Source organism: Chryseobacterium sp. KLBC 52 (assembly GCF_003347605.1).
GTDB lineage: Bacteria > Bacteroidota > Bacteroidia > Flavobacteriales > Weeksellaceae > Chryseobacterium.
In genome coordinates, this window is sequence record NZ_QDFZ01000004.1 from 130,470 (window position 1) to 152,439 (window position 21,970).

14 protein-coding genes are annotated in these 21,970 nt (G+C 35.7%); 7 read left to right on the top strand and 7 right to left on the bottom strand.

The window, feature by feature from the left end; genetic code table 11:
* Window positions 1-2 precede the first annotated feature (2 nt).
* Window positions 3-1,496 (top strand): RagB/SusD family nutrient uptake outer membrane protein, encoded by a 1,494-nt coding sequence (locus tag DDF69_RS05450; protein ID WP_114819890.1) that lies wholly within the window; start codon window positions 3-5, stop codon window positions 1,494-1,496.
* 105 nt (window positions 1,497-1,601) lie between these two features.
* On the opposite strand, the gene DDF69_RS05455 is transcribed toward DDF69_RS05450, so the two are convergent.
* The 7 genes from DDF69_RS05455 to DDF69_RS05485 form a co-directional block, all read right to left on the bottom strand.
* Entirely contained in the window at window positions 1,602-2,276 is a 675-nt protein-coding gene (locus DDF69_RS05455; protein WP_162800878.1) for a hypothetical protein, read from the bottom strand.
* Window positions 2,277-2,283: 7 nt separating this feature from the next.
* Window positions 2,284-3,270 carry a hypothetical protein gene (locus DDF69_RS05460; protein ID WP_114819892.1) on the bottom strand — a complete coding sequence of 329 codons (987 nt, stop codon included), beginning with the start codon at window positions 3,268-3,270 and terminating at the stop codon, window positions 2,284-2,286.
* Between the two features lie 101 nt (window positions 3,271-3,371).
* Window positions 3,372-3,980: a hypothetical protein gene (locus DDF69_RS05465; protein WP_114819893.1), complete on the bottom strand. Its 609-nt coding sequence runs from the start codon at window positions 3,978-3,980 to the stop codon at window positions 3,372-3,374.
* 3 nt (window positions 3,981-3,983) lie between these two features.
* Window positions 3,984-10,745 (bottom strand): RHS repeat-associated core domain-containing protein, encoded by a 6,762-nt coding sequence (locus DDF69_RS05470; protein ID WP_114819894.1) that lies wholly within the window; start codon window positions 10,743-10,745, stop codon window positions 3,984-3,986.
* A 6-nt stretch (window positions 10,746-10,751) separates the two neighbouring features.
* The gene (locus DDF69_RS05475) at window positions 10,752-11,219 is read right to left on the bottom strand and encodes a hypothetical protein (protein WP_185144313.1); all 468 of its coding nucleotides are present in this window, start codon (window positions 11,217-11,219) and stop codon (window positions 10,752-10,754) included.
* Between the two features lie 6 nt (window positions 11,220-11,225).
* Window positions 11,226-12,059: a cell wall anchor protein gene (locus tag DDF69_RS05480; protein WP_114819896.1), complete on the bottom strand. Its 834-nt coding sequence runs from the start codon at window positions 12,057-12,059 to the stop codon at window positions 11,226-11,228.
* A 213-nt stretch (window positions 12,060-12,272) separates the two neighbouring features.
* The gene (locus DDF69_RS05485; RefSeq protein WP_114819897.1) at window positions 12,273-13,079 is read right to left on the bottom strand and encodes a class I SAM-dependent methyltransferase; all 807 of its coding nucleotides are present in this window, start codon (window positions 13,077-13,079) and stop codon (window positions 12,273-12,275) included.
* A gap of 348 nt (window positions 13,080-13,427) precedes the next feature.
* On the opposite strand from DDF69_RS05485, the gene DDF69_RS05490 reads away from it, so the two are divergent.
* The 6 genes from DDF69_RS05490 to DDF69_RS05515 all read left to right on the top strand — a co-directional run bounded on the left by DDF69_RS05490 (window position 13,428) and on the right by DDF69_RS05515 (window position 21,933).
* A complete protein-coding gene (locus DDF69_RS05490; protein WP_114819898.1) occupies window positions 13,428-13,751 on the top strand; it encodes a DUF6660 family protein in 324 nt (107 codons plus the stop codon).
* A 148-nt stretch (window positions 13,752-13,899) separates the two neighbouring features.
* A complete protein-coding gene (locus DDF69_RS05495) occupies window positions 13,900-18,261 on the top strand; it encodes a CusA/CzcA family heavy metal efflux RND transporter (RefSeq protein ID WP_114819899.1) in 4,362 nt (1,453 codons plus the stop codon).
* 82 nt (window positions 18,262-18,343) lie between these two features.
* Complete coding sequence (locus DDF69_RS05500) at window positions 18,344-19,573, top strand: efflux RND transporter periplasmic adaptor subunit (protein WP_114820014.1); 1,230 nt, start codon at window positions 18,344-18,346, stop codon at window positions 19,571-19,573.
* Between the two features lie 130 nt (window positions 19,574-19,703).
* Window positions 19,704-20,585 (top strand): bestrophin family protein, encoded by an 882-nt coding sequence (locus DDF69_RS05505; protein WP_114820015.1) that lies wholly within the window; start codon window positions 19,704-19,706, stop codon window positions 20,583-20,585.
* A 14-nt stretch (window positions 20,586-20,599) separates the two neighbouring features.
* The gene (locus DDF69_RS05510; protein ID WP_114819900.1) at window positions 20,600-21,496 is read left to right on the top strand and encodes a cation diffusion facilitator family transporter; all 897 of its coding nucleotides are present in this window, start codon (window positions 20,600-20,602) and stop codon (window positions 21,494-21,496) included.
* Window positions 21,497-21,513: 17 nt separating this feature from the next.
* Window positions 21,514-21,933, top strand: a complete 420-nt coding sequence (locus DDF69_RS05515; RefSeq protein WP_002983024.1) for a Fur family transcriptional regulator — start codon at window positions 21,514-21,516, stop codon at window positions 21,931-21,933.
* Window positions 21,934-21,970: the final 37 nt, after the last annotated feature.

Consider the following 21,970-nt stretch of genomic DNA (forward strand, 5'->3'; position numbering starts at 1 on the left):
CAATGAAAAAATTAAAATACATATCGTTTGCACTCATTGGATTTTTGTCAGTGATAAGCTGTGAAAATGATTTGGATACTGCACCCACTGATCAGGCCAACAGCGTGGAGGTTTTTAAAACCGCAGAAAGTGCAGAAACAGTGGTGAATGGCACTTGGGCAAAATTTAATAATGACGGAACAACGTACGCCAATATCGGTTATTCCACTGTTTTAAGAGCAAGTGATGCTATGGGTAGTGATGTGGCAGTACTGACCAATAAATATGGTTTTGCTTCCACTTATGCTTTCACCGAAATGGTAAACAGTACGGCAAGCAGACCTTTATTTATCTGGACGATGTTATATTCCACCATCAATAATATGAATAATGTGATTACAAGAATTGATGGTACAGAAGGCAATCAGGAGAAAAAGAATCAGGTGAAAGGCCAGGCAAAAGCATTACGTGCTTTCTGTTATCTGAATCTGGCGAGCTTTTACCAGTTCAGCTACCTGAAAGACAAGTCTGTTTTGACGGCTCCCATTTACACTGAACCTTCCACAACAAGTACGGTAGGGAAGAAAAGAGCAAGTCTTGAAGAAATCTATACTTTGATTAAAAGTGATCTTACGGATGCTGATAACCTGTTGAAAAATTATACAAGAAATAATAAGGATAAGATCAACCGTGCTGTAGTGAACGGACTTTTAGCAAGAACTTACCTGAATACAGGTGAATGGAGTAAAGCTTCAGCATCTGCGAAAATTGCAAGAGAAGGTTTCCCTTTGATGGCTCCGGAAAAATATAAGGATGGCTTCAATGATATCAACAATGCAGAATGGATCTGGGGACACGGACAGACTCAGGAGCAGTCGGATGCGAGTTATGCCTTCCACTATCTGGATGTATCATCATCAGGAAGTTATTATTACAGCTTTATGGCGGATCCTTATTTTAAAGACCTTTTTGATACTAATGATATCAGATACCAGTTGTTTTCATGGGATGGACAGAAAGGAAGAGAAGGATTGCTGAGGTATGCAAAGTTTAAATTTAAGCCAACTCTTATTGCAGACATTGTTTACATGAGAGCTGCAGAAATGTATCTGATCGAAGCTGAGGCCGAAGCCAGAAATGGAAATGTTCCTCAGGCAGTCGCAGTATTGAATCAGTTGAAATCTGCAAGAAATGCTAATATTTATTCTGGATCATTATCACAGAATGCGGTAGTAGATGCAGTTTTGATTGAAAGAAGAAAAGAATTATTCGGAGAAGGATTCTCTCTTTCAGATATCATCAGAACGCAGGGTACAGTAGTAAGAAAACCGTTTGTAGATGCAGATGGAAAACCCATAAAAGTTCAGATAACCACACCGGACGGTACCGTGAAAACCGTAGATGGTAAAGGGCATTCTGTTCTTGATTTCCCGGATAAATCTGCTTTTGTACCGAATAGCAATTATTATTTATTCAGTATTCCACAAAGAGAGTTTGAGAATAACCCGAATTTATAAGATATAGTCCATAATTAGATTGATTTTTTTTTAAGCCACTGCCTTTGCGGTGGTTTTTTGTGAGTGTTATTTATTAAAAATCCCCCGATTTTTCAGGGGATTGAATTATTGATTATTATATACTTTATATATTAAAGGGATCTTATTTGAAAATATCTGACCAGTAAATATTATGGGCTCCAGTTCTTTATTTTTGTTTTGTAGTACTTTGTAATATTTAGAAATAAGTTCCTGTGGGCTTTGTAAGCTTACTTGGAAATAATAATCTTTGGAATTCTCCATGTTAAAATATCTTCCCATATAACTTGGAAAATTAACTTTAGTACTGAAGATTTTCTTTTCTTTGGATTTTATTATGATAATTTTTTTTGAAATTCTATACGCAATCTTCATCTCGAATTCATCGTATTCTTTTAAAAACTGCTTTCTAAATTTTTGAAATTCTTTTGAGCTTAGATCAAATTGAGGATGACTATTGGTGTTACTGGCTCCAAAAGAAAACATTGGTGATAAAAGTTTATTTTTTTCATAAAGATAATAGTCTGGTAATCCAATGAAAAAGGGTTCTACTGCATATTCAGGGTCTTCATTGAATTCTGCAGCATCCAAAATTAATAAATAATTTTTTTCTGAATTATTAGTTATGTTATAAACGATATTATTTTGATCAAAATAGGAGACCTTTTTTATAGTATCATTTACAATTCTTATTTCGAGGTCATTTTGTCCCAAACAATAATTTGAAGCGATGGAGAGTAATATGATTAATGTATTTTTCATAAGTATTTTAGTAAAATCTATTAGACTTATATTCAATATTATAAGTGCTTTTGAGTATGCTTTGATATTTAGCTAATCCTGCCTTACCATGAATAGTATTTCCCATTTCAATTTCCCAACTATATGCTTCAATTTCAGAAATATCAAACCCGGCTCTCCAGCTTTTTTTTGTAAACCCTCTTATTTTTGAGGTCAGATAAACATTGTGATAAACATGAATCATTTCGTGTCCTAATGTGATGGCTAAATCCCAATTAGTTAAATTTAAACTTTTAGATATAAGTACATTATTCCCTTTGGTTAATCCCATGTCTCGACTTCGAGTATTCAGATCTTCTCCTGGAATATATTCAATAGCTCTTATTACAGCTGTTTTGCCACCAAGTTCGAATAGTCTTCTTAACTCAGGAACTGTATCAATCATTTTCTTTATTGCTTCATCAGAAAAATCTGGTTTATAATCTAGTTTATATCCGGCTTTATCTAATTGTTCTTTTAGATTAGTTTGGAATATTTCCTTATGTGCTAAGAAATTAAAAGCAGTAACCATCAATCCCTGTCCTGCTCCCATCCAGAAATTTCCACCTCCTAAACCTACAGAAACATTAACACCCGACCACGATCTTTTAGATAAATCAAACATTGATTTAAAGCCGAATTTATCAGCTTCATAATTTTTTGGTGACCAGAAAGTGCTTGCTCCAACATTATTAATCTTTTTTACATCACTAGAAACCAAAAATGAGTATCCGGTATAGTCACTAAATTTTAAGTTGGCATCATCAAAATAATCTCCCAAAATACCATAAACACTATATTGTCCAGCAATACCAACATTTCCTCTTTCTGCGGTAAAAGTACTCCAACTACCTGCGTTTACACCATCAAGGAAAAATACGAACTCCAATGATTTTCCTCCTCCCATTGCGAAAGTAAAGTCCCCCCCCCCAATACCAATTCCTACTACATCTATGTCTGGTAGAGCTTTATACATTTCGTTCAAATTTAACGCCTTTCCTACAGATTTATATGGAACTTTAATAGCTGCATTATATTTTTTTGTATGCGTTTTTTTTGTGGAATTTGGAAATCACATTATTTCATATAAAGATGTTTATGCTTTCTGAAAAATTTGTCAATATTTATTTTTATTTTATTTGAATTTATCTTAGGAGTTATTATTTGAACATTTTTAGATTCTAACGAATCCTTGACATATTTAGGAATATATTCTGTAGAAAATACAGTTGATATAGTGAGAAAATATGATTTTGCAGAATCTAATTTATAAGCCATCTTGTAGTTTCTGTTAATAATTGGTAGATTTACATCCATAGCTATATTAGGCATAATTAAAGTGTATTTTTTTCTATAATGAAGATAAACTACAGCATCATGAAAAGATATAGAATATTTTTTCATTGTTTTGTTTATTAAGTTTTTACTGTAATCAAATTGATAGTCTAAATAATCTTCTCCAGAAAACATACTCGTGATCTCTCCAATATTTTCTACCCCATTTTCATCTACTATTTTTAAGATGCTTTCAAAGTCTCCATTATAAAAAATTAATGTCTTTTTACTATTGTTTTTAATATTCACTTTTAAATATTGATTTTCAACGATTTTTGTAATTATTTGTAAATCATAGCAGTCTGATTTTGTAGTCACTGCTAATAGGATAATTAAAATTATATTTTTCATCTTTTATGGTCTTAAAAATGAAGATAATGATTGAATATATAATGATGGATAGTACCTACTAAATGCCAGAGAGGATGTCATACTTAGACCAGACATAGCATCTGTCATACTATGTGCATAAAATTCAGTAATTCTTATTGCTTCTTTTGCTCCATATCTTATTTTCCAACTTCCAAATATTCCTGTGATAAGATGCAATGAATGAACTCCTTCATGATACCAAGTTGCTGCAAATCCTAATGCAGTTCTCATTCTATGTGGAGAAATCAAAACCCTTCCATCTTTCATAGATGTTATGCCATTTATATTTTCTCCATTACCATTATCACTGACTATTGTTTTGCCAATAAGCGCATAATCTTCTCCTGTGCTTTCATTAAATTGTTTTAAATTTTCTTCATTTGCAATAGCAAAGTTCTTAGCACTAAGTTCGTAAATTTCTGGGAAAATTTTTGGTAGATCATTTAAAAAGTCATCATTTACTGAAGCATCTGCCACAGACGTGTTATTACAATATTTATTAATTCTATTTCGTATTTTATTATCACTCTCCATTTTATGAGCAAGAAAATTAAAAGCCGTAACCATTAATCCTTGCCCTGCACCCATCCAGAAGTTTCCGCCTCCAAGTACAGAACCAACACCACCACTGACTGCTCCATTGAAGAGGGCAAAACCGTCGCTTCTTAGTATATTATTTTCTCCTACATGTTTTACAGCCAGATCTAACAAATCATTAGATGCGCTTGCAAAGGCTCCGCTTAAAACTCCACTCCAGAAGTTTCCACCCTGCATATAGGAAAGTGTTCCCTGGGTTATAGCATGGGCTCCGGCTCTAGCAATAATCAGGCTTGTCTGGCTTAACGAATTTGCTATCTGTCCTCCTGCTCTAAAAAGTTCACCGACACCAAATGTTAAATAAGAGGTCATAGCGGCAAGAGTTACTGATTGATATAGACTTCCAATATTAACTGGCCTGTTCATGATATAATCACCGGTGATGGAAGTAACAATTGCGGCGGCAAATGCAACAAGCATAGCTGCAGGAAGTGCGTACTCGCCATTAGGGTCATTAAACATTAATGGATTATTCATTACATATCCATATTTGTTATAACTCTGTGTATTGTAAGCGTCCTGAATATTTTCATCTGCATTTAAGAATCTCCTCAATAACGGATCATATAATCTTCCATTCATATGAATGATTCCAACTTCCATGAAGTGCTCATGAGATGTATAACCTCTTTCCAATAGGAGCCCTCCCGCATTTACAATTTCCTGTATTTTATTTACATCAGTTATGATCTGTCCGTTGCCAATCTGAAGATGAGTTAGGTTACCCCAGGCATCAAAGTGTCTTTGTTCCAGCTTGTTTCCTGCTTCATCACTAATGGCTAAGATACTACCTAAATAATCCTTGTGCAAGAATTTATAGGAAGCTGATGTTTCATTATAATTCTTAACATAAATAATAGAGCTTTCATAAGGTGATCCACCAATATAAAGAATATGTTTTTCTTTACCTGTGATATTGTCTTTTGTTACCTCGAAACTTCCGTCTTCACTATAAAATTTAGTGAATTTTCCATTTCCGTCAGCATTAAAATTGCCCCCGTAAGTAACTCTTTGTCTCATTGCAGTCAGTCCATATTGGAAGGCTGCATCACCCTTCAATCCATCAATGAACACAGGATCATTGTTTTCATTATAAGTGATCGTTTGAATTAGGTCATTATTATAATTTTGTTCTCCTGCAGCGTTTAAGATCATTCCTGTTGGTTGGTAGATCTTAGTAGAATTTTCAAATTTGATTTTTCCTACCTGATTATTTTCTAAGATTCTTCCTTTTGCATCATAAGTATTCAGGATTGCATTTTGTGTTTTAGTTCCGGTCACAGGGTTACTCCAATTGATTAGCCTGTTGTTGTCATCATAGTCAAATGATTCCGGGATATAAAAATCTCCTCCTGTACTCCTTGTTTCCAACTCATTTTTAATAGGATTAAAAGTGTATGAAAGTCTTAAAATATGTTGTTTAACTGCCGATCCATGATTTACCTGACTTAAGGTTCCATCAGGTTCATAGGTTTGATTAATCTCAGCAGCTCCCAGTTTAGCCTTGAGAACATGTCCTTTTGCATCTAAATTTTTAAGTTCCCATAAAATTTTCCCTGAGTTTTTATCCTTGATCTGATATAAATCTCCATTCCAGGCACTGTAAACATTTTCTATCTGGACTTTAGTTAATACTCCGCCAGAGAATAGTTGCTTTTCATAAGACGTAACTCTTAATTTATCATCATAAGTGATTCCTTTCTCAATAAAATACCTTTCATTACTGCTTTCAGATGATGATAAGATTCTGCCTTGTGGATCGTAAGTAATATTCGAACTGTATGTTTTTCCATTGGATGTTCCTGATTTTGAAGTTAACCTTCCTTTGTCATCATATACAAAAGATATTATTTTATTGGTAGCTTGCCCGCCATCTACTGTAGAGATCTCTTTCTGGGAGATTAATTGTCCCAGATTATTATAAATATATTCTTTTGTTCCTTTAGGACTGGTAACCTTTTTAGGTTGTCCAAATCCATCATATTCATATTTATAATTTCCATTGGAAGGATCGTTGAATTCTGACTTTCTTCCCCATGTATCATATTTGGTTGTAACAATATTTTCAGCATATTGAGCTTTGATTTGTTCGCCTGCTGCATTATAGGAAAAGATGATACTTCCTCCTGTATCTGTTGTGGATGTGGTATTTCCCAAAGCATCCGTGGTTTTGTATGTAATCCTATTATATCCATTAAGTTCAGTGGAGGTCGTTATAGTTCCTGAAACAAATGTTTCGATTTGTTTTCCGGAAAAAGAAGAAATTTGTCCCCAATTATTAAGCGATGCCAATGCTGTAGTTTTAACCTTGGGAGGATAGAATGAATCATTATATTCTATAACGTTCCACTGCCATGGGCTCAATCCTTCGCCATACGGTTCGCTTTCAGCTTTTTTCCTTCCCAAGACATCATATTGAGTATCTGTAGAAATATAATATCCTTGCTCAAATGCTTTTGTACTTGTTCTGTACTCCTGACCCCATTTGTTGGTGTATTTCTTTGAAATATTTCCGTCAGGATCATACTGCGTTATTATGGAGTTATATTGCTGATCTTTTTTATACTCATTTGTGGTGGTTCCTCCTAAATTCGTTTTTGATTTTAAGATTTTCCCCCAACCATCATATTCATTTATTAAGATATTTCCAAGAGGATCGGTTTGTTTTGTAACTAGCCCCCAATCATTGTAAATAATATTAGTTTGTAAACCTAGATTATCTATTTTCTTAGTAACAAATCTTCCTTTGTCATCATAATTATTACTGCTGGTTTGAGTTTGAGCATCTATACTGTTGCTTATTGTTTTTTCTGTAATATTTCCAAATTCATCATAATTATATGAATCTAACAGGTATGCTGTGTTATCTCTATTCCAGACTTTAAGCGTTTTTAGAAGGTTGTTTTCATAAGTATATTCTTCTTTGGTAGACTTGGTATCTCCATAAGCCTGATTGATATCTATCTTATTTTTCGGTTTACCAATACTATAATTGTTTCCCGGAGTTGTATTGGGAGGATAATACTCCAGCTGGGTTGTTAAAACAGCATAGCCATCATTGATAGTTTTTACAGATTTTTTTGGAAAATATAAATTGTCATATTCTTCTACCTTATGAACTGTTTTAATATCTCTTAAAAAGTCTTTTGAAACTGTAATGTATGGGTTGATTGCAGTAACAACTTTAGGTTTGTTGGCGGGGGCTATTGTATTTGTAACTACAGTACCATTTAAGAGCTTGTCGATCTTGTAATCATATTGCTTGAAAGATAACAATTGATAATTATTCAGTGAAATGTCATCTGGGAATATTTTGTTTTCATCTGTAGTTCTGATAGACCAGTCTTTATATGGAAGACCTTCATTTAATGGGTTAATTTCAGAACCATTCCATATTTTGGTGGTTATGAATAGGTCAGTGAAAAAAGTAGACCTTGCTGTTTGTCTAAAACCTTTAATTCCTCTGCCATTAAGATGTCCAATAAGATCTCTGTATCTGAATTCTTGTCGTCTTTCTCCCTGAGTAATTGTAGAGACCACATAGTAGTTGAAGTTTTGAATAATATTTGCGTATGGGTAAAAAACTGGGGCTGTACTGTAGTAAGATTTATATACATTACCATTGATTAAATTTGAATAATCAATTTGAGTTTTAATTCCACTTTGGCTGATTGACTTTATTCTCGAAATAACATCTGTTTTTATATCTAAGTTCCATGTAATTAATTTAGTCTTATGTAAAATAATAAACTCAGTGTTTAATTTCGATAACCTGAAAGATCCAAACATAGGAGTATAATGTTCTCCATATTTTGAATAGTTAATGTCTTCGTCTTCAATATTTCCTGCATCTGTTGCTTCCTTAGGATTGAGGTTATAATTAAATGTAAAAGTTGGCTTACCTGTAGAATCTACACCAGTATTTCTAAAATAATTAAATCCGTAGCTTGAATCAGGATTATTTACGCATGTTGGGCAATCTCTAAACCATTTCTGTGATTCAAATACTAAAAAATCACTTTTTCCATCTTTATTTAAATCCGGAGCCCAATAGGACCTTAAAGTATTTCTGAATTTTCTTCCGGCACCAGTATCTTCCGGCTTATATAGAAAAAGATTTGAATAATATTGTTGAACAAATCCTTTCCCCGAGGAAATATACATATTCCAATCAGAAGAATCTTCTGCTACAGGAACTAAAATGTCTGTTTTTCCATCACCATTATAATCTCCTATGATTGGAGGAAGGCTGCCATTAAATCCGCTATTTCCAGCTTGGATGTCAGGATATATTTTCTCAAACTTAGAATTTTGAATATTGAATGTTAAAAATGTTAAGATACCAGGTAATCTATGAAGCAGCTCGGTTTTTCCATCACCATCAAGATCTATATTTAGAGTTTTTTTATAATCAACATAAAAATTAGTATCATCAATAAGAGAAAATATATTATTTTTAAAATCAACATAAAAATTCATATCTACACCCGTAGTTTCCGGCCATGTATAGCTGGAATTATAATCCTGACAAGTCCACATATGTTCATTTTTGATCATGAGAATTAACTCAGATATGCCATCACCATTGAAATCTACTTCTTTTGCATCTATTCTATTGGTACTACCGTCAAAATGGCATCTAAGCTCATCTGGGTCTACTGCTTCAAAAAGCTGAGGATAAGCGCTCAGATCAATTTCTTTGGTTGCTACATTAGCAAAAGCATTATTAACATATTTATAAAAGTAAATAATACCTTTCTTTAAATTTCTGTTTATAGTCCCTGTTATCAATACCTGATCACTAAATGGTGTATTAGCATCAGCATATGTTCCTATGGATAATGCTGTTCCAATGTAATTAACATTTACAAAATTACCAGTTCCGTCTAATCTTCCCAGCATTAAAGTTTTTCCATTAAGGAAATCTAATTTACCGTCTCCATTAAAATCTCCGGAAAGAACATCGTCGCCTCTAATGTTATCAAATCTATCATCTTGCCTGAATAGATTGCTATTAACTCCAGTTGGGTCAGACTCGTTTTCAAAAATTATAGGATTTGCCGGCTCATTATTTGAATTGTATTCAGTTATTTTATTGGCAAATAGATAATTTGTATTGTTATTAACATACTCGATCTTGTACCTTTTAAACTGGTTGCCATTTGAAGTTACTTTAATTTCTTTTAATAAGTTATTCTGTATAAGACTTATTCCATTTACATAAGATTGTTCCCTTAAAGATCTATTGATATAGGTAAACTCGATTGTGTTAAAATGAGGTTTATTTAAATTCTCATTTCCTCCCCATGCAATGCTGTGTATCGTAGTGACTCCATTTCCCTGCAAGTAATTATAAGAGATATAATTCCCTTGAATGTCCTTCCAGATATTAATGTTATATTCAAGTGCAGTTCTTGCGTCTGCATTAAGACCATATAGGGCTTGAGAGCCATCTTCAAATGTTACTTCAAAATAAAGGGGGCCGGTTTGTCCGGAATTTTGCCCTATTGATTTTATTTTTATGTTAGAATATTTCTCTGTTACATATTCTGCGCCATCTTTTCCATATTCTCCTGATTTTAGAATCAGTCTTTGACCATTAAAACTGTAATAATCCGAATAATTTAATTGGATTCCTTTGGTTTCTCCATCTTGCTCAATATTCTTTCCGATTCGTGATATGGCTGTAATTCCAGAGATATTCCATCCGTATCCGGCAATCCCATTGCTGGAACCGCTGGTATACATTAGATTAACTTGTGGCGCTACGTTTTTTATACCAGGTGGTAGAGCTATTGGTAGTGTAAATTGTAGCTGACCTGCCTGGTTTACTTCTATATTTCCCTTAGTATCATGAAATTTAATGCTATCGGCAACAATTGTTCCGGAAGGATTATTAGCTCCTGCATTTGAGTCGGTGGGTCCTCCGCCAGGATTCTCTGTCGCAGGTCCTATTTTGGCTATAAAAGGATTTGAAATAGTTGCTTTAGCCTGAAATCCTTGAGCAAGAACTACAGTTTGTGGATCCTGAACGGTGCGGGAAGTACTTTCTGTCTGATACAGTATGGTCTGTGAAAAGCCCAATACCGAACATAAGGACAGTATGAATGATGAAAATACTTGTATTTTCTTATCGTAAAGTTTCATGGTTATCTATCGTTTGGTGATGTTTTTACTAAAAACTCTGCCGTCTTTTAGGGTAAAGCGCACAACATACACTCCCCAGTCATAACCCGTCATGTTGATCTTAACCTGACGGTTTAAGTCTGGGATATTCTGTTGCTGAAATTTCCAATGAACAGTACTGTGCTGATACAGTGAGACGGATTCTATAAGTTGGTCCACTTCTTCTGTCCAGTCTATCGTAAGATAATCATTGACAGGAACCGGGTAGAGGCGTATTTGTTTCAGGAATGCTTTCTCATCAATAACAGGAGTTTGTCTGGTAACAGCTGCTACCTTTGACTCTTTTGAAACCATTTCTGCAGCTTGTTTACCAGCAGCGTTGATTCCTCTGTATCTTTGATTTCCAGCTTCGTCATATTTAAAATAAACTTCGGTTTGGGAAAAGCCGAAGAATCCTATCATCAGTGATGATAGTGAGAGTAATTTTCTTTTCATTTGTGGTTACTTTTGTGTTGATAAGAGTTGCTGAACCTGACTTTTTAGTTTTTGAAGCTCTTCTGATTGTTTTCTCAACATCTTAATTTCCTCTGTTTGAAACTTTAATTGCTTATTTTGTTCAATAGAGTATAATGTCAATTCTTCAATTTTCTCAAGCAGCTTAGAATTCATCTCAGCAACATTAATTCCGTTTTCCAGTACTTCCTGAGCAGTGGGAATGTTTGGCAAATGCCCTTTTTCAATAATATGTTTTTCAACATCCTCTAAAGATTTCAGCTGATATTCTTTTTTAAAGACATAATCTGCCCATACATTGGTTTTTACTTCAACTTCTTTAGCCTTAATCTTACCGTCAAATCTGGCAATAGCATTGTTGAAAAACTTGACCCATGTTCCGTTATAAGCATCCTGAATACCAAAATAAGTGGAACCGTCATTACCATCATTAGGTTGGGCTATAATGATATTGTGGCTTGTTCCTTTATTTCTAAGAACTGTATCTCCGATTTGCCCACCCCAGCAGCCATTACATCCTGATTTTCCGATCTGGAATGATCCCAAAGAATTAGCGATCTCAAAAGCCGGATTGTCTTCCTTATAGATTCTGAAATATGCTTCATCACTTCCTCCCGGATCATTAATTCCTACTTTTACTACACCATTGGGAAGAACGTTCATCACTTTTGTATTGTTCGTTTTAAAAATCAGAGGTTGATTATCCGTAGTTCCAATAAAATTATTGGATGGATTAGTTCCTGAATTTCCTGTTGTGCCCCAACTTTGTGCAAATGTAAATGATGACACTAAGAATGCCATCGAAAATAATTGAGTTTTCATTTAGTGTTTTTTTATTAGATGTTTATGTTTTAAATAAATATTTTTTCTCTTGTATATTTAAAAATCAAAAACAGAACCTCTACCATTACAATTATTTATAATGCTATGAAAGATCGATCTTTCTGATAGGTTCCCTTTCCGAATCAGACAATGTATTTCTATTTGTATTTCCATGTGAATCATTAAAAAACTAACTACAAATCATATTGTAGATTATTTTTTTATTACCCACACATCTTGAGATATATCACTTTTAGCTAGATCGTCAGAATAAACAATATGGTTAAGTATAGTGAAATCTTTAAATAAGTATTTTACATATGTTTCCGGATGGAAAGCAGAATACATCCTATGTCCTTCTTTCGTATTGCCCCGTACAACAAGTTTTCCATTAGTAAATTCTTTTAACTCAGAGGACGTAAGCTTTGACTTAAAATTGTTTCCCTGCAGACTTACAATTAAGATCCCGTCTTTTTTTAAAACTCTTCTAAGTTCATTGATCCACTCAGTATGCATTTTTTCAGATAAATGAGTAAAAATTGAAATCCCATAAATTATATCAAAAAAATCATTTTCATAGTGTAATGGTGGAGATAGGTGATTTGTTTTAAAATCAATATGATCTATATTTTTTGAACACCAATCTATTGACTCTTCATTATAATCTGTTGCAAAAAATTGGTTAGTCTCTTCCAAAAGAGTGGGCATATGTCTACTTACTCTCCCCGGGCCACATCCCCAATCTAAAATTTTTTTATATTTAATCTCTTTATGATTTCTAATTAAACCTATAATCCATTCTGCTGTTACTTTCCCTCCATTATAATAGCTGTCATAATCTAATAAGAAAGATTCATACATTAGATAATCTTCAGGGAGTTTAGTATCTGGATGAATTGACCGGAATTTCTTGTTTTTTTTATACATTTTTAACCAGGTATAATAAAACCTAATTTGGTCAGCGAAACGGAGTAATTTTAGTTTTCTTAAATACTTGGATAACTTACTTTTTATTTTCATTTTGTGTTTTCTATGCCAAAACTATTTATATTTTATATGGATTCAAAGTACCTTTTCGTAATTACGAATATCTCTCTAAAAGTTTCTGAAACGGGCTGATGATGTACAAAAATATAAGCGTTTTGTAGTTTTTTTTAAACGAGATTAGTGTGTTTGCAATTTGTGTATCTGTCTGAATTACAATTTGAAATAAATCCTCTATCGTTTATACTTCTTTTTTAAGTATATAAGTTTTTTTTAAGCTAAAAATTCATTCGATCAAATAAACTGGATTTAAAACTATATTTTTATAATCCAGTTATATAAAGAAAAGCTTCACCTTTACAAAAAATCTCTACCTTTGTACCCATGAACCTCTTAAGATGGATACTGGCAATTTATTTCATGGCGCTATCATTGATGCCATGTGCTGATGTGTCTCATCCACAGAATTCCGGGAATACAATAGTTTCCCTGAGTGTTCAGGAAAACCATTCAAAAGAAAAAGGAGATATCTGTTCTCCACTGTGTGCATGCAGCTGTTGTCAGATAACAGTTTCAGCATTTAAAATGGATCCCTTATTGGAAATTCCCGAGCAGATTCCTGCTTACTTTTCAAAGAAGATCCTGTTCCATAAAAACGACTTTGCCTATCAGGTTTATGACCCAATCTGGCAACCTCCTAAAATTTAATTTTTATTGACTTTTAGAAAGCCTATGCTTTCTGATACTTAACAGTGCTTGAAACTTTGCAATACCATTGCAGAGGTTTTCAGGATATTTTTGCTGCAGTATTTTATACTGTGAGCATTTACTTTTCAATAAAAATTAAATATCAATCGTGTTAGATAAAATCATAAAATTCAGTATCAAAAACAAGGTGATCATTGGTTTGATGACGTTGGTGCTGATCATCTGGGGAACATGGAGTGCCACCAGATTACCTATAGATGCTGTGCCGGATATTACCAACAATCAGGTGCAGATCATTACCGTATGTCCTACGCTGGCGGGACAAGAAGTAGAACAGTTGGTTACCTTTCCCATTGAACAGAGTATTGCCAATGTTCCCGATATTCAGGAGACAAGAAGTATTTCAAGATTCGGGCTTTCTGTGATTACAGTAGTGTTCAAAGAAAATGTAGATGTCTATTTTGCAAGACAGCTCATTAATGAACAGCTGAAAAATGCCGTAGAAGAAATTCCAAAAGGAGTAGGAACTCCCGAGCTGGCTCCTGTAAGTACAGGTCTTGGAGAAGTGTATCAGTATATTCTCCATCCTAAAAAAGGAAGTGAAAAGAATTACAATGCCAAAGAACTCCGCACCATGCAGGACTGGATCGTGCGAAGACAGCTGAATGGAACACCAGGAGTTGCGGAAATCAACAGTTTTGGAGGTGAATTAAAACAATATGAAGTAGCTATTGATCCCAATCGTTTAAAAGCAATGGGAACAAGCATCACTGAAATATTTACAGCCCTTGAAAAAAATAATCAGAATACCGGAGGAGCTTATATTGATAAAAAACCGAACGCGTATTTTATCCGTGGAATTGGCCTGGTGACTTCTTTGGAAGATATCAGAAATATTGCGGTTAAAAACGAAACAGGAAGCGTTCCGATCTTTATAAAAGATGTTGCCGATGTTCGTTTGGGAAGTGCCGTTCGTTACGGAGCGTTAACCTATGATGGAAAAGTAGATGCTGTAGGTGGAGTCGTGATGATGCTGAAAGGAGCCAACAGTAATGAAGTGGTAAGCAATATCAAAGCAAAAATTCCGACCATTCAGAAATCTCTTCCCGATGACGTTATCATTGAACCGTTTCTGGACAGAACAGACCTTGTAGACAGAGCCATCAATACCGTACAGAAAAACCTCATCGAAGGAGCTCTGATCGTTATTTTCGTTCTTGTGATTTTCCTGGGAAATCTGAGAGCCGGACTTATCGTTGCTTCGGCCATTCCACTTTCCTTATTGTTTGCATTAGGAATGATGAATGTTTTCGGAGTGAGTGCCAATCTGATGAGCCTTGGAGCGATAGACTTCGGGCTGATTGTAGATGGTGCTGTAATTATTGTAGAAGCTACGCTGCACCATTTAGGTATACGAAAATCTACCCGTGCTTTGACACAGTCTGAAATGGATGAAGAAGTATTCCTTTCTGCCTCAAAAATCAGAAGCAGTGCAGCTTTCGGAGAAATCATCATTCTTATCGTATATATCCCGATTCTTACCCTGGCAGGCGTAGAAGGAAAAATGTTTACCCCAATGGCAAAAACAGTAGGATTCGCCATTCTTGGAGCATTGATTCTGTCGTTAACATATATTCCGATGATGAGCGCTTTGTTTTTATCTAAGAAAATATCCCACAAAGAAACCTTCTCTGATAAAATGATGAACCGTCTTCAAAAGGTATATCAGCCATTATTACAGAAAGCAATCAAGGTAAAATATATCATTGTTTCTGCGACAGCTGTAGTATTCCTTATCTCTGCTTTTATTTTTAAAAATATGGGTGGTGAATTTATTCCTCAGCTGCAGGAAGGAGATTTTGCCTTCCATTGTATTTTACCACAGGGAAGTTCACTCAGTCAGAGTATAGAAACCTCCATGCAGGCCTCGAGAATTATCAAACAGTTTGATGAGGTGAAAATGGTCGTTGGGAAAACTGGTTCTGCTGAGGTTCCTACAGATCCAATGCCACCTGAAGCAACTGATATGATCGTGGTATTGAAACCACAAAGCGAATGGAAAACCAAAAAATCCTACAATGAGCTTGCTGATGAGATCAGTGAAAAACTGGAAACAATTCCTGGGGTATTCTTTGAGAAAAACCAGCCTATTCAGATGCGTTTTAATGAGCTGATGACGGGAATCAGACAGGATGTGGCGGTGAAAATCTTTGGTGAAAATCTGGATTCTTTAGCGGTATATGCGGATAAAGTTGGAAAAATCATTCAGACAGTAGATGGAGCTACGGCACCTCAGATCGAAAGAGTAAGTGGTCTTCCGCAGATCAATGTTCAGTATGACAGAACGAGAATCGCCAATTATGGATTAAATATTGAAGATGTCAACAATGCTGTAAGCACGGCCTTTGCAGGAAAAGCTGCAGGACAGGTGTTTGAAAATGAAAGACGTTTTGATCTGGTTGTGCGCCTGGACAGTCTTCACAGAACAGATATTTCAGATGTGAATAATCTGATGATCACTTCTGCTACCGGAGCTCAGATTCCATTGTCACAGGTTGCTAATATCAGTTACAAACTTGGACCGGCACAGATCAGCCGTGAGCAGGGGAAACGTAGAATTGTAATTGGTTTCAATGTAAAGGATCGTGATGTGGAAAGTGTAGTAAAAGACATTCAGGCAAAACTGGAGAAAGTGAAGCTGCCTTCAGGATACTACTTTACTTACGGAGGCCAGTTTGAAAACCTGCAGGAAGCAAGCCAACGTCTGATGATCGCTGTTCCGGTATCATTGCTTCTGATTTTTATGCTTCTGTATTTTACTTTCCGTTCATTCAAACAGGCTGCATTGATTTTTACTGCCATTCCTATGAGTGCCATTGGCGGTGTATTTGCGCTTTTAGTGAGAGATATGCCGTTCAGTATCAGTGCCGGAATTGGATTTATTGCCCTGTTTGGAGTAGCAGTTCTTAACGGAATTGTTTTGATCGGAACATTCAATCAATTAGAAAAAGAAGGCGAAACCGATATTCTGAAAAGAGTATTTGAAGGTACAAAAACCAGATTAAGACCTGTGCTGATGACGGCTACCGTAGCTTCATTAGGATTTTTACCAATGGCTATTTCCACCGGAGCCGGAGCTGAAGTACAGAAACCTTTGGCAACAGTAGTGATTGGAGGTTTGGTAACCGCAACATTCCTTACACTATTCGTTTTACCGATGTTGTATATTATTTTTAACACAAAGATTTTGAAAAGAAAAAATAATAATACGGGAATAATTACGGCTGTTTTGGTTGTAGGATTCATGATGTTGGGACAAACTTTTAGTGCACAGTCCAGACCGATTTCTGTAGAACAGGCGGTAGAGCAGGCAGTGAATAATAATTTAACGCTGCAGTCAAAAGACTTAAGCATTAAATCCGCCGAAGCATTGAGGGCAACTGCAAAAGAGCTCCCGAAATTAAGTTTTGAAGCACAACTTGGACAATACAATAGTCCGAAGTTTGACCAGTCGTTTGCGATCTCACAAAGCATTCCTTTTCCGACATTATTTAAAGCAAGAAAAGATTTAATCAATGAGAATATTAAAAGCAAGCAGATTGATAAGGAAATTACAGCTAATGAACTGATAAAACAGGTTCGTACCTATTACTATCAGATTGAATATCTTCAGTATAATAAAGCTCAGCTGACCAGTCTGGATCAATATTATGAAGAGTTTATCCGAATTGCAACCGTAAGATTCAAAGCAGGAGATATCAAGAAAATAGAAATCAGTACTGCAGAAACCCAGAAGGGGGAAATTGATCTGCTGCTCAGACAAAATGAAGTCTTTCTGAACAACGCCTACAAGAATTTAAAAACGCTGATGAATACGTCAGAAGATCTTGAAGTTCCGTTTAACAAAGATTATGCTCCTTTAAAAGCAGAAAATGTACTCGACAGTACTGTGGTTGCCAACAACCCTACGGTAAAAGCTTTTTACCAGGAAATGGAAATTGCAGAAAAAAACAAGAAAGTTGAAAAGTCCCTTGGGCTGCCTGATTTTAGTTTAGGATATACCAACCAGTCTTTGATAGGCCTTCATACCATCAATGGGCAGGAGAATTTTTATAACTCAGGAAAGCGTTTTCAGTCGGCAACAGTAGGAGTAGCGATTCCATTAACATTTGGAGCGACGAAAGCAAGAATCCAGGCGCTGGAATATGAAAAGCAGGTCGCCGAAACCAATGCTAGAATGCAGCAGAAACAGCTTTCTGCTCAGTTGGAAAATGCTTTCAGCCAGTATCAGCAGGATTTACAGCAATATGATTACTATACAAGCCAGGCATTGCCTAACGCAGAGAAAATTGTAAAAGCAGCTCAGCTAGGATATAAAACAGGAGAAATTTCCTATGTGGAATATCTTTTTGCCCTGCAGACTGCCACAAATATCCAGTTGAAATATCTGGAATCTATCCAGCAGGTGAACCAATCTGTAGTTACTATTAACTCCATCATAAACAAATAATATGAAACCGCTGTTTATAAAAATTTCTGCCAGATCAATGAAAATGAAGGCATACAGCATCAGACAAAATACATTTTTACTTATGAAACTCAAATATAATATCATCCCTCTCGCCCTGATCTCAATCTTACTAACAAGCTGTGGAAAAAAAGAAGCTTCGGAAGAAAAAGCTCCTGAAAAAACAGAACAGAAAGAACAGGCTCACGAAGAAGCTCCAGAAACAATAGCTTCCCTTACAGAAGAGCAGATGAAGTCTGTAGGAGTGGCTTTAGGAAATGTAGAAATGAAAGAGTTGACATCCACGATAAAAGCCAATGGTTTGCTGAGTGTACCCAACAGCAATAAAGCAACCATCACTTCCCTGTACGGAGGAATCATTAAAACCATCAATATACAGGTAGGAAGTATCGTGAAAAAAGGACAGGTCATTGCAACGATTGCCAATCCGGAATACATCCAGCTTCAGGAAGATTATCTGACTACCAATAGCAGAATAACCTATGCAGAACAGGAATACAGAAGACAAAGAGAACTTTTTGATAATGATGCAGGTGCCAAGAAAAATCTTCAGAGTGCAGATGCTGAGCTTAAAACCTTAAGAACAAAAAGAGCTTCCCTTTTGAAACAGCTTCAGATGATGGGAATAAGCCCGGGAAAAGTAAGCAATGGAAATATGAAATCCGGTTTGGTGATTACAGCACCCATCAGCGGAACAATCAGCAGTATTACAGCACAGATCGGAAGTTATGTAGATATTTCTTCTCCCGTTGCTACTGTAATTGATAACGGTTCTATTCATCTGGATCTTCAGGTATTTGAAAAAGATCTTCCTAAAATGAGAGTCGGGCAGATTGTTCATTTTAAACTGACCAACAATCCGGAAACCGAATATGACGCAAGAATTTACAGCATAGGATCTTCTTTTGAAAATGAAAGTAAAACCATCTCTATGCATTGCGAAGTAATTGGAAACAAATCCGGTTTGATTGACGGAATGAATATCACCGGAATTGTCAGCCTTGATAAAAGCACAACTCCTGCAGTGCCTACAGAAGCTATTGTAGAAGCAGACGGGAAATATTACGTGTTTATTCAGACTGATAAAAAGGTGGAAGAAGAACATGAAGAAAAAGGGAAACCTCATCCGAAAACCTTAAACTTTGAGAAAATAGAAGTGGTGAAAGGAACTTCTGATATGGGATACACTGCGATAACTCCCGTTGGAAATATTCCAGACAATGCAAAAATCGTAGTGAAAGGCGCATTTTTCGTGAATGCCAAACTGGTGAATTCAGGAGAGCACGAACATTAATGAAGGCAGCCGGAATCAGTAAAAGTCGATTTTAATCCTTACATTAGAGCTGTTTACGGAGTTTTTATTGATGAAAGCGGCAGAAAAAAGTAAAGATTATCTCACCGAATTTTTAATAAATGACCTGATTATGTTACTAAACAAAAAAATATCAGTCTGGTATTTCATCCGTGAAATAAAAAACCAAATTCTGTTCATCGGAATATTTGCTATCGCTATTGGTCTTTTGGACGAATTACCATGGTTTCGCAAGATCTCACTGCCTTTGAATATTCCTGCATTATTGGGTACAGCTGTATCATTGCTGCTGGCATTCCGTACTTCCCAGTCCTATGAAAGATGGTGGGAAGCAAGAACAGTTTGGGGCGCTATTGTCAATGATTCCAGAACTTTTGTGAGGCTGATCATTCAGTTTATGCCGGCAGGAGAAGACAAAGCAATAAAAGAATTTGCCGAAAGACAGATCATCTGGACCTATGCCCTTGGAGAATCATTGAGAAAACTGCCGTTTTCTGAAAAAGTTCAGCAGTATTTGGATCAACATCAGATCAAAGCAGCCAATATTCCCAACGCCATTCTGGACGAACACTCCAGGCAGCTGAAAGAAATTGCATTCTCAAAAGGACTGACCGATTTTCAGCAGATGCAGCTGAATGATATCATCACAAGGCTCTGCGACAGTATGGGAAAATGTGAAAGACTGAAGAATACTGTTTTTCCACGTTCTTATAGTGTTTTAGTACATATTCTGATTTATGTTTTTGCGGCTATCCTTCCGTTTGGGCTTGACGATTCCCAGCTGTTGGTAGAAATTGCCATTACTTTCCTGGTTCCGGTGACATTCATTGCTATTGAAAAAACATCCATCATCATGCAGGATCCGTTTGAAAATGGACCTGTAGATACACCCATGACTTCTCTGGCACAGACCATAGAGATCAATATCAGACAGATGATCGGTGAGCAGAATGTTCCCCCTAAAAAAGAAAATACATCTTATTATGAAATGTAATTAAACCATACAATATGGAAAGCACACCAACACAAACCGTTTCTGCAGGAAGCAGACATAAAAAGAACCTTCTGATTGTTCTGTGCCTTAGCGGAACCTATCTCATTGCTGAGGTAATAGGAGGAATAATTACCAATAGTCTTGCACTATTAGCGGATGCAGCCCATATGCTGACCGATGTGGTAGGATTATTGCTGGCATTTATTGCCATTAAAATAGGAGAAAGAAAAGCAGATCCTTCCAGAACATATGGTTATTATCGGACAGAAATATTAGCAGCTGTTATCAATGCAGTGGTGTTACTGGCCATTTCGATCTATGTTTTGTTTGAAGCTTATCAGCGTTTTCAGAATCCGCCCGAAGTACAAAGTAAATCAATGTTGATTGTAGCCGGAATCGGATTGATCGTCAATATTGTCGGAATGATGATTCTCAGAAAAGACTCAGAAGGCAGTCTCAATATGAAAGGAGCCTATTTCGAAGTTCTTTCAGACATGCTTACTTCTGTAGGAGTCATGATCGCAGGAGTAATTATGCTGACCACGGGCTGGTACTATGCCGATCCGTTGATTTCAGCGGCAATAGGACTGTTGATCTTTCCAAGAACATGGAGACTGTTGAAAGAAGCCATTAATGTTTTGCTGGAAGGAACCCCTAAAGATGTGGATATTTATGCCCTTCGTCAATCATTGGAGAATACTCCGGGAGTGAAAGATGTTCATGATCTGCATGTGTGGTCACTGACATCCAGTGTTAATGCGATGAGCGCACACGTTGTAAAAGAGAATGGGTATTCCCAGAATCAATTATTAAAAACATTGACAGATACAACGATGGCTGATTTTAAAATCAGTCATACCACTTTTCAGATCGAAGAGGAAGGCTATGAAGAAAATGAAGTCCATCTGTAACCATTTAAAAGCGTATAATGAAAAAAGATATCGAACACAAACTTATTGATAAAAATACCAAACCTACCAGTATGAGGATTTTGGTATATGATTTCTTAAGCTCTCAGGAAGCGGCTTTATCCCTTTCTGAAATAGAAAATCATTTTGACAATGCTGACAGAATCACCATCTACAGGACATTGAAAACCTTTGAAGAAAAAGGAATTGTTCACAGCATTCAGGAAAATACAACCACGAAATACAAACTATGCGAAGACGATTGTGATGAAAAGACACATAAAGACTGGCATCTTCATTTTTACTGTAAAATATGCAAGCAGACTACCTGCAAAGAAGATATTTCCTTCCCGGAAAACATCCAGACCAATTTCAGGATTGATGAAATAAGGTTGTTTGCCAAAGGAATCTGTGAAAACTGTCTTGAAAGTTTGCAATAGCATTGCATCAGTCTCATCTTTACATTTGTATAAAAAT

Excerpts from the sequence above, each read along its gene's own strand:
- DDF69_RS05515 (WP_002983024.1), top strand. The coding sequence starts at position 21,514 with ATGAAAAAAGATATCGAACACAAACTTATTGATAAAAATACCAAACCT.
- DDF69_RS05480 (WP_114819896.1), bottom strand. The coding sequence starts at position 12,059 with ATGAAAACTCAATTATTTTCGATGGCATTCTTAGTGTCATCATTTACA.
- DDF69_RS05470 (WP_114819894.1), bottom strand. The coding sequence starts at position 10,745 with ATGAAACTTTACGATAAGAAAATACAAGTATTTTCATCATTCATACTG.
- DDF69_RS05450 (WP_114819890.1), top strand. The coding sequence starts at position 3 with ATGAAAAAATTAAAATACATATCGTTTGCACTCATTGGATTTTTGTCA.
- DDF69_RS05460 (WP_114819892.1), bottom strand. The coding sequence starts at position 3,270 with ATGTATAAAGCTCTACCAGACATAGATGTAGTAGGAATTGGTATTGGG.
- DDF69_RS05500 (WP_114820014.1), top strand. The coding sequence starts at position 18,344 with ATGAAACTCAAATATAATATCATCCCTCTCGCCCTGATCTCAATCTTA.
- DDF69_RS05490 (WP_114819898.1), top strand. The coding sequence starts at position 13,428 with ATGAACCTCTTAAGATGGATACTGGCAATTTATTTCATGGCGCTATCA.
- DDF69_RS05465 (WP_114819893.1), bottom strand. The coding sequence starts at position 3,980 with ATGAAAAATATAATTTTAATTATCCTATTAGCAGTGACTACAAAATCA.
- DDF69_RS05485 (WP_114819897.1), bottom strand. The coding sequence starts at position 13,079 with ATGAAAATAAAAAGTAAGTTATCCAAGTATTTAAGAAAACTAAAATTA.
- DDF69_RS05455 (WP_162800878.1), bottom strand. The coding sequence starts at position 2,276 with ATGAAAAATACATTAATCATATTACTCTCCATCGCTTCAAATTATTGT.
- DDF69_RS05505 (WP_114820015.1), top strand. The coding sequence starts at position 19,704 with ATGTTACTAAACAAAAAAATATCAGTCTGGTATTTCATCCGTGAAATA.
- DDF69_RS05510 (WP_114819900.1), top strand. The coding sequence starts at position 20,600 with ATGGAAAGCACACCAACACAAACCGTTTCTGCAGGAAGCAGACATAAA.
- DDF69_RS05475 (WP_185144313.1), bottom strand. The coding sequence starts at position 11,219 with ATGAAAAGAAAATTACTCTCACTATCATCACTGATGATAGGATTCTTC.